This is a genomic window from Pseudomonas sp. Pseusp15, assembly GCF_059492165.1.
Genome location: NZ_CP168523.1, coordinates 3897773 through 3913395, shown reverse-complemented (window position 1 = coordinate 3913395; position 15623 = coordinate 3897773). Strand labels below are relative to the sequence as shown.

Genomic DNA, 15623 nt, shown 5'->3' with positions numbered 1-15623 from the left:
GATTGATTGCATCTTTCATCAACCGCAAGGAATTGAAAAATGACCGACATTAATAAAGAAGCGATCTCTGTACTCAACGACCTGATTGAAACCTGTAAAGACGGTCAGGAAGGGTTCAAGACTTGCGCTGAAGACATCAAGAATCCCGAACTCAAAAACCTGTTCATTCAGCGCTCCGCCGACTGCGCCTCAGCCGCTGCCGAACTGCAGGCCACTGTGCGTTCCCTGGGCGGTGATCCGGAAACCTCCACCAGTGTCAGCGGCGATCTGCACCGTCGTTGGGTGGATGTGAAGTCGATGTTCACCGGCAAGGATGAAGAGGCGGTGCTGAACGAAGCCGAACGCGGTGAAGACCATGCGAAGAAGGCTTACAAGGACGCATTGGATAAAATCAACAAGTACAACCTGGTGGGCATTCGTGACATCGTTGAACGCCAGTATCACGGCGTGCAACGCAACCACGATCAGGTCAAAGCCCTGCGCAACCAGGCTCGCGCACGCTCGTAAGCGTTCGTTACCCATCAAAAACGCCAGCGAGTCTGGCGTTTTTTTGTGTTCGAGATTGTAGGAGAACGAAACGCTGCATTCACCGTGGCGAGGGGGGCTTTTTGTGGCGAGGGAGCTTGCTCCCGCTGGGGTGCGCAGCGCCCCCAATCGGGCACCTCGATTCACCTGTTCCGGCGCGGAGCAGCTTTTACGACTGCTGCGCAGCCGAACGGGAGCAAGCTCCCTCGCCACAGAAGCCCATCCAGGCCACGGATGAGTGATGAATCAGCCGATGCTGATCGCCGGCAACGTCGGCAATGTCACGGTCTGCTGTTTACGCGGCGCCAGAATCTCCGCCTCGCCATCCACTACCAGTTCATCACGCTGATTGAACACTCGGGTGGCGATCCGCACACGAAACTTCGGCATTTTCTCGAGAATTTCCAGGCGCACAGTCAGCGTGTCGCCAATCTTCACCGGCTTCTGAAAGCTCATTGTCTGACCGATATAAATAGTCCCCGGCCCAGGCAGCTCGCAAGCCACCGCCGCGCTGATCAACGCGCCGCTGAACATGCCGTGGGCGATGCGTTCCTTGAACATGGAGGCAGCGGCGAATTCGGCGTCCAGGTGCACCGGGTTGTGGTCGCCGGACATCGCGGCGAACAACTGAATGTCACGTTCTTCGACGGTTTTGCTGTAGCTGGCGGTCTGGCCGACTTCGAGGGCTTCGTAAGGGGTGTTGGTAACCTGGGTCATCTGTCTCGATTCCTGTGACGAATTAAATGAATCCACAAAAAAACTATTCGGCTCTGGGTGGCCGGCGGTTGCTCAAGGCCTGGGCGATCCAGTTCAGCACGTCGGCAGTCACTTCATCGCGATTGCTCTCATTGAACAGTTCGTGCCGGGCCTGCGGGTAAATATTCAAGTGCAGGCTCTGGCAGCCAGCGTCGCGCAGGGCGTGGGCCAGATCTTTCAGACGTTTGCCTTCGCTCACCGGATCACATTCGCCACCAATCACCAGCAGCGGCAGGCCCGGATCGATCTGGGCGAGATTGGACGCTTTGCTGATTTGCTGCAAGCCGCCGAGCAAATCGATCCATAGCTGATTGGTGCAGCGAAAGCCGCAGAGCGGGTCGTTGGCGTACTTGTCGACCTCGGCCGGGTCGCGGCTCAGCCAGTCAAACGAGGTGCGAGCTGGCTTGAACTTCTTGTTGAACGAGCCGAACGACAGCCATTCGATCAATGCACTGCGACCCTTGGGGCCCTGGCGCAGGCGTTCGAGACGAGCAATTTGCCGCGCTGCGCGATAGAGCGCCACGGGCTGGAAGTTCGAGCCGCTGAGAATCGCCCCGTGCAGGCTGGCGCTGTGGTGCAGCAAGTAAGCCTGGGCGATGTAGCTACCCATGCTGTGGCCCAACAGCACGATTGGCACGCCGGGATGCTGTTGGCCGATATGTTGGTTGAGGCAGGCGAGGTCACCGACCACTTTGCCCCAGCCATCGCTGTCGGCGAAGTGGCCCAGGGTGCCGTTTTCAGCGGTTTTGCCATGTCCACGCAGGTCCGGTGCGTAAACACCGTAGCCCTGTTCGCAGAGCTTTTCTGCCAGGCGAGCGTAGCGACCGCTGTGTTCCGCCATGCCATGGGCCAGCAGGATCACGGCTTTGAGCGGTGCAGTCGGCAGCCACTGGTTGACGAAGAGGCGGCTGCGGTCGCTCGCGGTCAGCCAGAAAGTGTCATGGATCATGGCGATTCCTTTGCATGGGACTGCATGCGGCATGGGCGTCGTTGCATTGTATAGCGCATCCCGCGCGCGCCGTCTGATCAGGCAGCGCCGGGGCAGCAAGATTCACGGGATCAATGAGGACTGTGCGCATATTTGCCTGATTCACCATAGCTGCTAGTGTCCGGGAAGCACCGCTTTTCAGAAGTGATAGAAAAAGCGGCCCCGGATAGATTCAGGTAATGAGGACAAGAACAATGCAACCTGATTTCTGGAATGACAAACGCCCGGCCGGCGTGCCCCTGGATATCGACCTTGGGGCCTATAAGTCGGTGATCGAGGTGTTCGAGCGTTCCTGCAAGAAATTTGCTGACCGCCCGGCATTCAGCAACATGGGCGTGACCCTGACCTACGCTGAACTGGAACGTTACAGCGCTGCGTTCGCCGGTTACCTGCAAGCCCACACCGATCTGGTGCCGGGGGATCGCATCGCGGTGCAGATGCCCAACGTCCTGCATTACCCGATTGCCGTGTTTGGCGCCCTGCGTGCCGGGCTGATCGTGGTCAATACCAACCCGCTGTACACCGCGCGGGAGATGCGTCATCAGTTCAAGGACTCCGGTGCCCGGGCGCTGGTGTACCTGAACGTGTTTGGACAGAAGGTCCAGGAAGTGTTGCCCGACACTGACATCCAATACCTGATCGAAGCGAAGATGGGCGACCTGATGCCCACCGCCAAGGGCTGGCTGATCAATACCGTGGTCGCCAAGGTCAAGAAAATGGTCCCGGACTATTCACTGCCCCGGGCCATCTCCTTCAAGAGCGCGCTACGTCTGGGCCGGGGCCTGGGCATCAAACCGCTGAACGTCGGTCTCGACGACATCGCCGTGTTGCAATACACCGGCGGCACCACCGGGCTGGCCAAGGGTGCGATGCTGACCCACGGCAACCTGGTGGCGAACATGCAGCAGGCGCGGGCATGCCTCAGTCAACTGGGTGCCGACGGTCAGCCGCTGCTGCGCGAAGGCCAGGAAGTGATGATCGCGCCGCTGCCGCTGTACCACATCTATGCCTTCACGGCGAACTGCATGTGCATGATGGTGACCGGCAACCACAACGTGCTGATCACCAATCCACGGGACATCAAGGGCTTCATCAAGGAACTGAAGAACTGGCGGTTCTCGGCGCTGCTGGGGCTCAACACGCTGTTCGTCGCGCTAATGGACCATCCCGACTTCAAGACCCTGGATTGCTCCAGCCTCAAACTCACCAACTCCGGCGGCACGGCGCTGGTCAAGGCCACCGCCGAGCGCTGGGAGCAACTCACCGGTTGCCGGATCACCGAAGGTTACGGCCTGACCGAAACCTCGCCAGTGGCCTGTACCAACCCTTACGGTGACAAATCGCGCATCGGCACGGTCGGCCTGCCGGTGCCGGGCACCACCCTGAAAGTGATCAACGATGAAGGCGTCGAGCAGCCGCTGGGCGAACGTGGCGAACTGTGCATCAAGGGCCCGCAGATCATGAAGGGCTACTGGCAGAAACCCGAAGCCACCGCCGAAGTGCTGGATGCCGACGGCTGGTTCAAGTCGGGCGACATCGGGGTGATCGACCCGGATGGTTTCGTGCGTATTGTCGATCGTAAGAAAGACATGATCATCGTCTCGGGCTTCAACGTGTACCCGAACGAGATCGAAGACGTGGTGATGGCCCACCCGAAAGTCGCCAACTGTGCGGTGATCGGCGTGCCGGACGAGCGTTCGGGGGAGGCGGTGAAACTGTTTGTGGTGGCCCGTGAGTCGGGGGTCAGCCTTGAAGAGCTGAAGGCTTACTGCAAGGAAAACTTCACGGCGTACAAAGTGCCCAAGCACATCGTGTTGCGTGAGTCTTTGCCGATGACGCCGGTGGGCAAGATTTTGCGGCGGGAGTTGCGGGATATCGCCTGATCGTTGAATGGCCCGCGCTTAGCGCGGATTGCGGGCAAGCCTCGCTCCCACAGGTTCAGTGGCGTTCATCTTATGAATGACGCGGACAGTAGGGGCGAGACTTGCCCGCGATGCTTTTCAGACGATGAAAGCCGCGAATTCAGCGGCTTTCAGGGTGATATAGGATTTTTGCTCTAAAATGACCGCTTGCCATTCTTGAGTCACCAAAGTGACTGTAGGGGCCTATTTAGGCTCTAGTCGGCCCTTGGCAAAGCTGCTACTCTCGGCGCGCTTTGTGACTTCTCGGCCTATGTAAAGCCAGATTCACCAATAGACAAACACCAATAATAATCGCATCAAATGCGGTGTTGAATTCGCGTTGCTGAGGAGTGGGCTTCCATGATCGAAGACTTTTGGAAGGATAAGTACCCAGCTGGAATTGCTGCCGAGATCAATCCAGACGAGTACCCGAATATTCAGGCAGTGTTGAAGCAATCCTGCCAACGCTTCGCTGACAAACCGGCATTCAGCAACCTGGGCAAGACAATCACCTACGGTGAGCTGTACGAATTGTCCGGTGCCTTTGCCGCTTACCTGCAACAGCATACCGATTTGCAGCCGGGCGATCGAATCGCCGTGCAATTGCCCAACGTGTTGCAGTACCCGGTCGCCGTCTTCGGTGCCATCCGCGCCGGGCTGATCGTGGTCAACACCAACCCGCTGTACACCGCGCGGGAAATGGAACACCAATTCAACGACTCCGGTGCCAAAGCCCTGGTCTGCCTGGCCAACATGGCGCATCTGGCACAGACCGTCGTGCCGAAAACCGGCGTCAAGCACGTGATCGTCACTGAAGTGGCCGACCTGCTGCCGCCGCTCAAGCGTCTGCTGATCAACAGCGTGATCAAGTACGTGAAGAAGATGGTCCCGGCGTATCACTTGCCCAAGGCCATCAAATTCAACGACGTGTTGAGCAAAGGCCATGGCCAGCCAGTGGTTGAAGCCAACCCGGCCAGCAGCGACGTGGCGGTGCTGCAATACACCGGCGGCACCACCGGCGTGGCCAAGGGCGCGATGCTGACCCACCGCAACCTGGTGGCCAACATGCTGCAGTGCAAGGCGCTGATGGGCTCCAACCTCAACGAAGGTTGCGAGATCCTGATCACGCCGCTGCCGCTGTACCACATCTATGCCTTCACCTTTCATTGCATGGCGATGATGCTGATCGGCAACCACAACATCCTGATCAGTAACCCGCGCGACTTGCCGGCGATGGTCAAGGAACTGTCGAAGTGGAAGTTCAGCGGTTTCGTCGGCTTGAACACATTGTTCGTCGCGTTGTGCAACAACGAAGCGTTCCGCAAGCTGGATTTCTCGAACCTGAAAATCACCTTGTCCGGCGGCATGGCCTTGCAACTGGCTGCGGCTGAACGCTGGAAAGCGGTCACCGGCTGCCCGATCTGCGAAGGTTACGGCATGACCGAAACCAGCCCGGTGGCTACGGTGAACCCGAGCCAGAACATCCAGATCGGCACCATCGGTATTCCGGTGCCGTCGACCCGGTGCAAAGTCATCGACGATGCCGGCGTTGAGCAGCCGTTGGGCGGCATCGGTGAACTGTGTGTGAAAGGTCCGCAAGTCATGAAGGGCTACTGGCAGCGTCAGGAAGCCACCGATGAAATACTCGACAGCGAAGGCTGGTTGAAGACCGGTGATATCGCACTGATTCAGCCCGATGGCTACATGCGCATTGTCGATCGCAAGAAAGACATGATCCTGGTCTCCGGTTTCAACGTGTACCCCAACGAACTGGAAGATGTGCTGGCGACCCTGCCGGGCGTACTGCAATGCGCGGCCATCGGCGTGCCGGACGAGAAGTCGGGGGAGGCGATCAAGATCTTCATCGTTGCCAAACCGGGCGTGACCCTGACCAAGGAACAGGTGATGGAGCACATGCGCGCCAACGTCACCGGCTACAAGGTGCCCAAAGCCGTGGAGTTCCGCGACGCGTTGCCAACCACCAACGTCGGCAAGATCCTGCGCCGCGAGTTGCGCGACGAAGAGCTGAAAAAGCTGGGCGTGAAGAAAGTCAGCGCCTGATCAAACAAAAAGCCCCGCAGATGCGGGGCTTTTTGTTTAAAGCGGTATCAAAAGCGCTTTTGTGGCGAGGGAGCTTGCTCCCGCTCGGCTGCGCAGCAGTCGCAAAAGCAGCCAGCGGCCTGATCAGGTGAATCGAGGTACCTGATTTAGGGGCGCTACGCACCCCAGCGGGAGCAAGCTCCCTCGCCACAGGGGACTCTTTGATGGCTTGAGAGGATTACTGGCGGAACTGCGCGAAATTGACGTTGGTGCCCGCCGGACGCATGTCCTGCAGGTACGAGTCCTTGTCGGCGCTCAGTTCCAGGCTCAGGGCGGCCTTGCGTTTACCCTGGTTGCGCACCACCAGGCCTTCGAGCTTCTCGCGCAGGAACACCGTCGGCACTTTCAGGTGCAGCAGTTCGTCGGTATCCGGGGTGTGCATCAGCAAGTGAATCCATTCGTACTGACCAATGGCCAGCCGCGCGACCGGGATATCGAACCAGAAAATGTTGCGGTTACGGTTCAATTCGGTGAAATGGCAGTTGTTGACGCCAAGCACGGCACCGCCAAGTTCCTGGTTTCTGCGGGCAATGGCCTGCTTTTTATCGAGTTTCATAACGTTCCTACGGGATTGGATCTTCAGCGCCATGGCCTGAATACGTTGCGCATTCTCGGGGCAAAGACTGCAAACATAAAGCCTAACCTGCCTTGCGCGATGAAATGTTCTGTTGGGAAATAAATGAAACTCCGCGCAAAGGCTTTCGGTCCACCCTTATGTAACGACTTTCCCCGTTGAAATGTTCTCAGGAGACATACCATGAGCAGCACTGGCGATAAAGTTAAAGGCATGGCAAACGAAGCGGTCGGCAACGTCAAGCAAGGCGTCGGCAAGGCCACCGGTAATGACAAAATGCGCGCCGAAGGCGTCAGGCAGGAACAGAAAGGCGAAGCCCAGCAAGCCATCGGTAAGGTCAAGGATGCTCTTAAAAAAGGTATCGACAAGGCGTGATCCGGCCTTTGACGAGTAACACAAACGGCCATCCGCGGATGGCCGTTTTTGTGTCAGCTTGAACTTGAGTAAGGAAATTGTTTCAAAGTCGCCAAGTAGGCTACTTTGTTGTAGAAAACGGCCCCTGAGTCGCCATGACTTCAACTTTTTTGCGGCGAGACGCTAATGTTTTTCCCGACCATGAAAGGTCTGCCCCTGCATCGCGTGATGATGCGCACGGTCACCGAGTTCGTCGCCGACGAGATGTCGACCTATGCCTCGGCGCTCGCCTATCAGATGCTGTTCTCGCTGTTCCCTTTCATCCTGTTCCTGATTGCCCTGATCGGCTTCCTGCACTTGCCGGACTTCTTCTCCTGGCTGCGCCTGCAATCGGAACTGGTGCTGCCGCCACAGGCGCTGGAGCAGGTGAACCCGGTGATCGACCAGCTCCAGCAATCCAAGGGTGGTTTGCTCTCGGTGGGTATTGTGATCGCCCTGTGGACCGCGTCCGCTGGTGTGCGGCTGATGATGAGTGCGATGAACGCCGCGTACGACGTGGTTGAAGGCCGTCCGGTGTGGAAGCGTTTTCCGCTGTCGATTTTCTACACCATCGGCATTGCCGGCATGCTGCTGGCCGCCGCTGCGCTGATGGTGCTCGGGCCGCAGGTGATGGCCTGGATCGCTTCGCAAGTGGGCCTTGAAGATTTCATTGTGACCGTCTGGACCATCGCGCGCTGGCCGGTGATCGTGATTCTGTTGATGATGGCGGTGGCGCTGATTTACTACGTCATGCCCGACGTCAAACAAGAGTTTCGCTTCATCACCCCGGGTGCGGTGTTGTCCGTGGTGGTCTGGATCGTCGCTTCGCTGGGCTTCGGTCTGTACGTCAAAACCTTCGCCAACTACAACGCCATGTATGGCAGTATCGGCGCGATCATCGTGTTGTTGCTGTACTTCTATATTTCCGCCGCGGTGCTGCTGCTCGGTGCGGAAATGAACGCGGTGATCGAGCACATGTCATCCGAAGGCAAGAAACCCGGTGAAAAGGTGCACGAAGAACCCAAACAGCATGTCTCAGGACTGGGGCGAGATCACTCTGTCCAGCCGACCACTGACGAAGTCATAAAATGATCCGTGAAATTCTGAAAATGGGCGATGAACGCCTGCTGCGCATCGCTCCGCCGGTGTCGGCGGAAATGTTAGACAGCCCCGAATTGTGGCAACTGATCGATGACATGTTCCAGACCATGGAAAGCGTCGGCGGGGTCGGCCTGGCCGCGCCGCAGATCGGTGTCGACCTGCAACTGGTGATCTTCGGTTTCGAGCACAGCGAGCGCTATCCGGACGCCGAAGCGGTGCCGCAGACGATTCTGATCAATCCGCTGATCACGCCCTTGAGCCCGACCCTCGAAGAGGGTTTCGAAGGCTGCCTGTCGGTGCCGGGCCTGCGTGGGGCGGTGGATCGCTATCAGCAGATTCGCTATGAAGGCTTTGATCCCAAGGGCGAGCCGATCGTGCGCATTGCCTCGGGATTTCATGCACGGGTGGTGCAGCATGAATGCGATCACCTGATCGGCCGGTTATACCCCTCGCGCATCACCGACTTCAGCAAGTTCGGGTTTACCGAAGTGATGTTCCCGGACCTTGATCCTGCGGCGGACGATTGAATCGCTAAAGGATCGCTGTTCATGCCGAACCTGGTTGCAAACCCATGGCAATCATCGGTTTGCTGCGCGCATAACGGCTCAACCGTTCGGCCAGGGCGTAGGGCAGGGGCGGGTCGAAGGTAAAACCACGACGCTCATAAAAGCCACGCAAATCCGGATGGCAGAACAGCCAGACCGGTTCTTCAAGGTGCTTGACGGCGTGGGCGATCAACGTCGCGGCGATTCCTTGTTCGCGACAGCTCGGGTCGACAAACAGCCCGGTCAGCCAATGCCCGCCGGCCACCGGCCGCAAACACAGCGCCGCGATGATCTCTTCACGTCTTGCGACCCACAATTGAGCGTCTCGCACCGCTTTCATCGACGATTGGTGGGCGCGGTAAAACTTGTTCATCAACGGCCATAACGGCGCGTCGAGCACGGTGTACTGGGTGTTGGGCATGGGCTCGGACAGTCGGTGGGCAGGGCACAGATTATAAAAGAACACGCGCGCCGGGATAGGTGTATACCTGATCTCACATCCCCTGTTAGTGGAGTACGCATCATGTCCAAAGGTATGGAATCAAAGAAAGCCGCGAAGAAAAAACCGGCGAAAACCGCAATTGAAAAACGCGCGGACAAGAAAGCCAAGAAGGTGAATGTGTTCGGCCACTGATCCCGCGTCCATGGAGCCCGAGTCCTCGGGCTCCTGTTTTTTGCGTCTATCGAAATAACCAAACAATCTGCAAGAAATCCCGGCGCAGTTGCACAGAGGGGGATTGGTTCCCGTTCTGAGCAAAGCCATGCCCCATTACTTTGACGCTGCCCATCGTGAAGAAATCGAAACCCTGCGCCAACGTTTCACCGCTCGCACCGAGTGGCCGACCTGGCTGTTGCTGATCGGCGTTTACGTCGGCTGGTTCAGTATTGTGCTGGGCAGTGCCCGGTTGGGGCTCTGGTGGAGCACGTTGTTGCTGATTCCACTGCTGGTGTTGTGGTTGTCGGTGCAGCACGAATTGCTGCACGGTCATCCCACCCGTTGGCCAATGCTGAATAAAGTCCTCGGTTATGCGCCGTTTGCGGTCTGGTATCCCTACACCTTGTACCGCGACAGCCATTTGCTGCATCACCGCGACGAAGACCTGACCATCCCAGGTAGCGACCCGGAAAGCCGTTACCTGAGCGCTGAACAGTGGCAGCGCAGTTCGCTGTTCGAACAGGGCCTGCACTGGCTGAACAAAACCGTGCTGGGGCGCTTGGCCCTCGGTGCGCCACTGGCCTTGCTGGCGCTGGTGCGGGAGGAGCTGCAACGGCTGAAAACGGGTGAGCGCCAAGCCTGGTTGATGTGGCTGAGCCATGGTGCGCTGACGCTGCTGATGCTGGCGTTCATCGCGCGCTACAGCGTGCTTCCGGTTTGGTATTACCTGTCGCTGATCAGCGTGCCGGCGCTGTCGATTGCAATGATTCGCTCCTACTATGAACACCGTCCGCATGCGCAACCGGAGCAACGCACCGTCATCAATGAAGCGGGGTGGCCGTGGCGCTGGTTGTTCCTGAATCTCAATCTGCACCTGGTGCACCACGACTTGCCGGGGCTGCCCTGGTACGACTTGCCACGGGTGTACCGCGCGCGTCGCGAGCAATGGCTGGCGCGCAGTGGCGGGTTTCTGGTGCGGGGTTATGGCCAGTGGGTGCGTTGGCACGGGGTGAGGGCGATTGACAGTCCGCGGCATCCGTTTCATTGATTTTCACTGGTGAAGAAATATTCGATGACACAACACCTCGCTGAATTACTGATGTACGTCGCTCCCGAGCCGATCCACCAGGCCAACGAGCGTTGGCTGTCGCAGATACTCGAACAGCTCGGCAGCACCCGCCTTGATGCCGAAGAACTGTCGCTAATGGACCTTTGGCTATCCCCGCACCTGCTGCTGACCCAAACCTGTGGTTACCCGTTGATGACAGCCTTGCGCGGTCGCGTCCGGGTCATTGGTCGTCCTCGTTATGAACTGCCGGACAGCAGCGGCGGCAACCATTGCAGCCTGTTGCTGACTCGCGCCGATGATCCTCGAAGAACCTTGTCGGCCTTGCGCGGCAGTCGCGGCGTGATCAACGGCGAAGACTCCAACAGTGGCATGAACCTGTTGCGTCACCGACTGGCGCCGTTGCACCGCGACGGGCAGTTTTTTGCCCGTGTCGCCATCAGCGGCAGCCACCGCGAAAGCCTGCGCTGGCTGCGTGACGACCTGGCGGACCTGGCCGCCATCGACAGCGTGACCTTCACCTATCTGGCGCAGCACGCCCAGGCAGAAGTCGCTGGCTTGAGAGTATTGGCGCGCACCGCGTTCAGTCCGACGTTGCCGTACATCGCGGCGGCTGACACCACTGATGTGCAGGCTGAACAGCTTCGACAGGTGATGAACCAGACATTGAAGGAACTGCCCGAGGTCGCCGAGACGTTGGGCCTGCAAGAAGTGTTGCCCGCCAGCGAGAGCGACTATCAGATTATTCTCGATTATCAGCGGGACGCCGAAGCGCTGGGGTATGGGCGGTTGCGATGAGGCTCGTTCATGTAAATTCATTTATGGAATATAAAAATTCATTTTAAGTATTTTTAATGAATAAGGCTCCTTGCTAGGATCGCGCCACCGGATCACCGGACATTCAGCGACCCCTAACCCAAGGAGCCCCTATGTCCGGCGCCGACGTTTCCCATCGCAACGACGTGGGCGGATTGTTCCGCGCCCACTACACCTGGCTGTGCACACGTCTGCGCCGATATCTGGGAACCAGTCCCAGTGTCGAAGACATTGCCGCCGAAACCTTCGTGCAATTGCTCGAGTCGCCAGGCCTGACGCCGATTCGCGAACCCCGCGCCTTACTCACTACCATCGCCCAGCGATTGATTTATCAGCTGTGGCGCCATCGGGATCTGGAACGCCAACACCTCGAGCAGTTACTGCCGACTGATCCGATTGGCGGGCCATCGCCTGAAGACCTGGCGCAGTTCTCCCAGACCCTGAAGCACCTGGATCGAACCCTCGACCGCCTGCCGGGCCAGGTCAGGGCAACGTTTCTGCTGTCGCGAGTCGACGGCCTGACCTACCCACAAATTGCCGCCGAACTGGGCATTTCCCAGCGTTCGGTCAGCGTCTACATGACCCGTTCCCAGGCTCTGTGCACGCTGCACAGCGCCAACGAACCCCTGAACCGAACGTCCTTGAACCGAACACCCCAGACCCGGAGGTCCGCATGAGATCGATCAAAACCCTGCTCGGCAGTTCGCTGCTGGCCCTGAGCCTTGTGGCTGGCCATGTTCCCGCCGCAGAAAAAGCCACACCCATCCATTTCGGCGACATCACCTGGGAAAGCGGCAGCCTGATCACCGAGATCCTGCGGCTGATCGTCGAGAAAGGTTATGGCTACCCAACCGACACCTTGCCCGGCAGCACCGTCAGCCTCGAAGCCGCGTTGGCCAAGAACGACATCCAGGTGATCGGCGAAGAGTGGGCCGGGCGCAGTCCGGCCTGGGTCAAGGCGGCATCGGAGGGCAAAGTGTTTGGTTTGGGCGATACCGTCAAAGGCGCCACCGAAGGCTGGTGGGTGCCGGAATACGTGATCAAGGGCGACCCGGAACGCGGCATTAAACCCTTGGCGCCGGAGCTGAAATCCGTCGCCGACCTGACTCGCTACAAGGACGTATTCCGCGACCCCGAAGACCCAAGCCGCGGACGCTTTCTCAACAGCCCGACCGGCTGGACGTCGGAGATCGTCAACAGCCAGAAACTCAAGGCCTATGACTTGACCGCCAGCTACGTGAACTTCCGCACCGGTTCCGGCGCGGCGCTGGATGCCGAGGTCGCTTCATCGATCCGCCGGGGCAAACCGGTGCTGTTCTACTACTGGTCGCCGACGCCACTGTTGGGCCGCTTCAAATTGGTGAAACTCGAAGAGCCACCGTTCGACGCGCAAGCCTGGAAAACCCTGGCCGATGCCAACAATCCGAACCCCAAGGGCACGCGTTCGATGCCGGCCAGCCTGGCCATCGGCGTGTCGGCACCGTTCAAGGCGCAGTACCCGGACCTGGTGGCGTTCTTCGAAAAGGTCGATTTGCCGATCGATCTGCTGAACCAGACCCTGGGGCAGATGAGCGAAAAACGCCAGCCACCGCGTCAGGTCGCCGAAGCGTTTTTGCGCGATCAGCCGCAGGTGTGGAAGGGCTGGGTGCCGGGTGAGGTGGCGAGCAAAGTGAGTGCGAGTTTGTAGTTCAGCGGTATTTGATAGATAGCTATCGCGGGCTTGCCCGCGAAGCGATCTAAAGCCTTACACCAACTCCGCCGCCAACGCCGCTCTCACGCTTGGCCGCTGATCAACCCGCGCCTGAAACCGGGCCAACGCCGGCCAATCATCCAGATCAATCGCAAACAGCTGAGCCCAACGCAACACCGTAAACAGATACGCATCGGCAATGCTGAACCCGCCGGGCATCAAGTAATCCTGCCGCTCCAGCGTCCGGCTCAACACGGCAAAGCGCTTGAACAGTTTCTCTTTGATGAGCGCCTTCACCTCGTCCGCAAACTGCGGATTGAACAGCCAACCCAGCCCGCCATGAATCTCGGTCGAAACGAAGTTCAGCCATTCCTGTAATCGCACCCGCTCGAACGTTCCGCTCGCCGGTGCCAGGTTGGCCTCCGGGTGCAGATCCGCCAGGTACTGCAGGATCGCCGGGCCTTCGGTCAGCACATCGCTGTTATCCAGCTGCAATGCCGCGACGTAGCCTTTGGGGTTAATGGCGAGGAAGTCATCACCGGTGACGGTTTTCTTGCTGCTGTTGTCGACGCGGACCAACTCGAACGGCAGCTCCAGTTCGCGCAGCACAATGTGCGGCGCCAATGAGCAGGCTTGCGGGGCGTAATACAACTTCATGGGCGGGGCTCTGGTTGCGGATTTGCGCCAGTGTCATAGTGCGCGGCACCCTCGGTAAAATTAATCTTTCAGAAAACTGCCATAAGGAAAGCTACTGCCATGATGAACTTGATGCATTGGCGAATGGTGGTGGCGGTGGCCGATACCGGCAACATTACCCGCGCCGCTGAGCGGGTCGGCATGACTCAGTCCGGTGCCAGCCAGGCACTGGCCTTGATTGAAGAAACCCTGGGCGTTCAGCTGTTCATCCGGGAAAATCGCCAGACCTTGCCGACCGCCATTGGCTTGCCGGTGATCGAACAGGCGCGAACCATGCTTGGTGCCCTGGAAAACATTCGCAGCACCGTCGACGCCGCTAAAGGCATCCAGCGCGGGACGATTCGTCTGGCCAGTTTTCCTTTGGTGCTGACGACGTTCCTGCCGTCACTGTTACGCCAGTTCAATCGGCTGTATCCCGGCATTCAAGTGGTGGCGCTGGAGGTCAGCGACGATGAAGTGGAAACGTTGCTCAGTGCCGGGCTGGTGGATGTCGGTGTGGCGTTGAACCCGGCACCCGCGCGCAATGCCGGACGTTTGGGGCGTGATGCCTGGGTGGCGGTTTTGCCCGGTGGCCATCCCTTGGCGCGTCGCTCGAATGAAGAGGGCGTCTCACTGGCGGAACTGGCGCAGCAACCCTTTGTGCTGGCCACGGGCGGGTGCTCGACCAATGCCCGCAGCCTGGCGGCTGATGCCGGGTTGCAACTGCTGGATGTGCGGGCCGAGGTGCGTGAGTGGAGCAGTGCGTTCACCCTGGTGCGGGAAAACATCGGCGTGACCGTGGTGCCGGAAATGACCCTGCCGACTCATCGCCAAGGCTTGCGGATAGTGCCGGTGACGCCGCGCATCGACCGGGAGTTTGCCTTGGTGGTCGCGCCCGACAAAGAACCTTCGGCGGCGGTGCGGGCGCTGCTGAGGATGCTCGCAGAACATCAGTTATCGGCTGATTCGTCCGGGAACTGAAAAGGAGGGCGATCAACCCTTGCCGCCGAGCGGCAGAGGTCGACCGACCTCAGGCTACAGCGCAAGAACCACGTTGCCCGGATTCTGGAGACGCACCGTCAAGGAAACCCAATGGGAATGTCGAACTCCTGAAATGCATCGTCCACCGGCCTATAACCCAACACCCGGGTAGTTTCACTGAGGTCCAGGCGTTTGAAACGGTTATTGGAAATACCGTGGGCGATCAGGTGTTGCACACCTTCGACCTCCACAGAGAGTTGCAGCAACTGCACTGCATCACGAGGGCTGAGCCATGCACTCAGGTCGCGAGCGTTGGTCAATTCGTGACGGTCCGCAAACTCGAAAGCGCCGATGCGTATGGCAATGCTCGAGAGGTTGTGTTTGGCAGCGTAGAACGCACACAAGGCTTCGCCATAACACTTGCTGACGCCATACAGATTGGCCGGCATCACCTGCATGCCCGGTGTGATCTGCCGGTCCACCGGATAGCCCTCGATGGTCTGCGCGCTGCTGGCGAACACCAATCGTTTACAACCCGCAGCCACGGCGGCTTCGAACAGGTAAGTGGTGGCCAGAATATTGTTGGGCAGTAACTCATCGAAAGAGGCGGTGGCGTGAGGGATGCCGGCCAGATGCACAATGACGTCGATGCCTTTCAGCACTTCGCTTATGGCGGTGAGGTCGGACAGGTCCAGGCGTACAAAGCGATGCGGTGCTTCGACATTGAAGTCGGGCTCGATGCGATCCGTCAGCACGAAGGTGTAGCGGTCCTGCGAAGCTTCAAAAAAGTTTTTGCCGATTCTGCCGCAGGCGCCGGTCAGCAGTACGTTGAGTCCGTTCATGGGGTTCTCTTTTTA

17 protein-coding genes are annotated in these 15623 nt (G+C 58.8%); 11 read left to right on the top strand and 6 right to left on the bottom strand.

Translation table 11 applies throughout. The annotated features are described in order from the left end of the window. The first annotated feature begins 39 nt into the window (after positions 1-39). A complete protein-coding gene (locus ACEN8R_RS17785; protein WP_477744591.1) occupies positions 40-507 on the top strand; it encodes a ferritin-like domain-containing protein in 468 nt (155 codons plus the stop codon). A 264-nt stretch (positions 508-771) separates the two neighbouring features. Here the strand turns inward: ACEN8R_RS17785 and ACEN8R_RS17780 are convergent, their stop codons facing one another. Together ACEN8R_RS17780 and ACEN8R_RS17775 are read right to left on the bottom strand one after the other, a co-directional pair. Next, complete coding sequence (locus ACEN8R_RS17780; protein ID WP_018926458.1) at positions 772-1242, bottom strand: MaoC family dehydratase; 471 nt, start codon at positions 1240-1242, stop codon at positions 772-774. 43 nt (positions 1243-1285) lie between these two features. Beyond that, the gene (locus ACEN8R_RS17775) at positions 1286-2230 is read right to left on the bottom strand and encodes an alpha/beta hydrolase (protein ID WP_018926457.1); all 945 of its coding nucleotides are present in this window, start codon (positions 2228-2230) and stop codon (positions 1286-1288) included. A gap of 233 nt (positions 2231-2463) precedes the next feature. Here ACEN8R_RS17775 and fadD2 point away from each other — a divergent pair, with 233 nt between their 5' ends. Both fadD2 and fadD1 read left to right on the top strand, forming a co-directional pair. After that, on the top strand, positions 2464-4152 hold the full coding sequence (gene fadD2 / locus ACEN8R_RS17770) for a long-chain-fatty-acid--CoA ligase FadD2 (protein WP_064616391.1): 1689 nt from the start codon (positions 2464-2466) through the stop codon (positions 4150-4152). A 378-nt stretch (positions 4153-4530) separates the two neighbouring features. Continuing rightward, the gene (fadD1, locus tag ACEN8R_RS17765) at positions 4531-6231 is read left to right on the top strand and encodes a long-chain-fatty-acid--CoA ligase FadD1 (RefSeq protein ID WP_018926455.1); all 1701 of its coding nucleotides are present in this window, start codon (positions 4531-4533) and stop codon (positions 6229-6231) included. 217 nt (positions 6232-6448) lie between these two features. Here the strand turns inward: fadD1 and ACEN8R_RS17760 are convergent, their stop codons facing one another. After that, a complete protein-coding gene (locus ACEN8R_RS17760) occupies positions 6449-6826 on the bottom strand; it encodes a hypothetical protein (protein ID WP_018926454.1) in 378 nt (125 codons plus the stop codon). Between the two features lie 201 nt (positions 6827-7027). On the opposite strand from ACEN8R_RS17760, the gene ACEN8R_RS17755 reads away from it, so the two are divergent. The 3 genes from ACEN8R_RS17755 (at position 7028) to def (ending at position 8865) form a co-directional block, all read left to right on the top strand. Continuing rightward, positions 7028-7219 carry a CsbD family protein gene (locus ACEN8R_RS17755; protein WP_018926453.1) on the top strand — a complete coding sequence of 64 codons (192 nt, stop codon included), beginning with the start codon at positions 7028-7030 and terminating at the stop codon, positions 7217-7219. A gap of 165 nt (positions 7220-7384) precedes the next feature. Next, positions 7385-8329, top strand: a complete 945-nt coding sequence (locus ACEN8R_RS17750) for a YihY/virulence factor BrkB family protein (RefSeq protein WP_495624231.1) — start codon at positions 7385-7387, stop codon at positions 8327-8329. Next, a complete protein-coding gene (gene def / locus ACEN8R_RS17745) occupies positions 8326-8865 on the top strand; it encodes a peptide deformylase (RefSeq protein WP_495624230.1) in 540 nt (179 codons plus the stop codon). The genes ACEN8R_RS17750 and def overlap by 4 nt, the downstream gene beginning before the upstream one ends. A gap of 19 nt (positions 8866-8884) precedes the next feature. Here the strand turns inward: def and ACEN8R_RS17740 are convergent, their stop codons facing one another. Further along, positions 8885-9304: a GNAT family N-acetyltransferase gene (locus tag ACEN8R_RS17740; protein WP_019581452.1), complete on the bottom strand. Its 420-nt coding sequence runs from the start codon at positions 9302-9304 to the stop codon at positions 8885-8887. Between the two features lie 340 nt (positions 9305-9644). On the opposite strand from ACEN8R_RS17740, the gene ACEN8R_RS17735 reads away from it, so the two are divergent. From ACEN8R_RS17735 to ACEN8R_RS17720, 4 genes are all read left to right on the top strand, one after another. Beyond that, positions 9645-10586, top strand: coding sequence for a fatty acid desaturase (locus ACEN8R_RS17735; RefSeq protein ID WP_018926448.1), 942 nt, complete (start codon positions 9645-9647; stop codon positions 10584-10586). 24 nt (positions 10587-10610) lie between these two features. Continuing rightward, positions 10611-11402, top strand: a complete 792-nt coding sequence (locus tag ACEN8R_RS17730) for a phosphate/phosphite/phosphonate ABC transporter substrate-binding protein (RefSeq protein ID WP_018926447.1) — start codon at positions 10611-10613, stop codon at positions 11400-11402. A 131-nt stretch (positions 11403-11533) separates the two neighbouring features. Continuing rightward, complete coding sequence (locus ACEN8R_RS17725; RefSeq protein ID WP_192379714.1) at positions 11534-12097, top strand: sigma-70 family RNA polymerase sigma factor; 564 nt, start codon at positions 11534-11536, stop codon at positions 12095-12097. Continuing rightward, complete coding sequence (locus ACEN8R_RS17720) at positions 12094-13107, top strand: ABC transporter substrate-binding protein (protein WP_018926445.1); 1014 nt, start codon at positions 12094-12096, stop codon at positions 13105-13107. The genes ACEN8R_RS17725 and ACEN8R_RS17720 overlap by 4 nt, the downstream gene beginning before the upstream one ends. Before the next feature lie 57 nt (positions 13108-13164). Here the strand turns inward: ACEN8R_RS17720 and gstA are convergent, their stop codons facing one another. Next, positions 13165-13767, bottom strand: a complete 603-nt coding sequence (gstA, locus tag ACEN8R_RS17715; protein ID WP_495624229.1) for a glutathione transferase GstA — start codon at positions 13765-13767, stop codon at positions 13165-13167. Between the two features lie 99 nt (positions 13768-13866). Between gstA and ACEN8R_RS17710 the strand changes: the two genes are divergently transcribed. After that, positions 13867-14766 (top strand): LysR family transcriptional regulator, encoded by a 900-nt coding sequence (locus ACEN8R_RS17710; protein WP_495624228.1) that lies wholly within the window; start codon positions 13867-13869, stop codon positions 14764-14766. 98 nt (positions 14767-14864) lie between these two features. Here ACEN8R_RS17710 and ACEN8R_RS17705 read toward each other — a convergent pair whose 3' ends face one another. Beyond that, a complete protein-coding gene (locus tag ACEN8R_RS17705) occupies positions 14865-15608 on the bottom strand; it encodes an NAD-dependent epimerase/dehydratase family protein (RefSeq protein WP_495624227.1) in 744 nt (247 codons plus the stop codon). Positions 15609-15623: the final 15 nt, after the last annotated feature.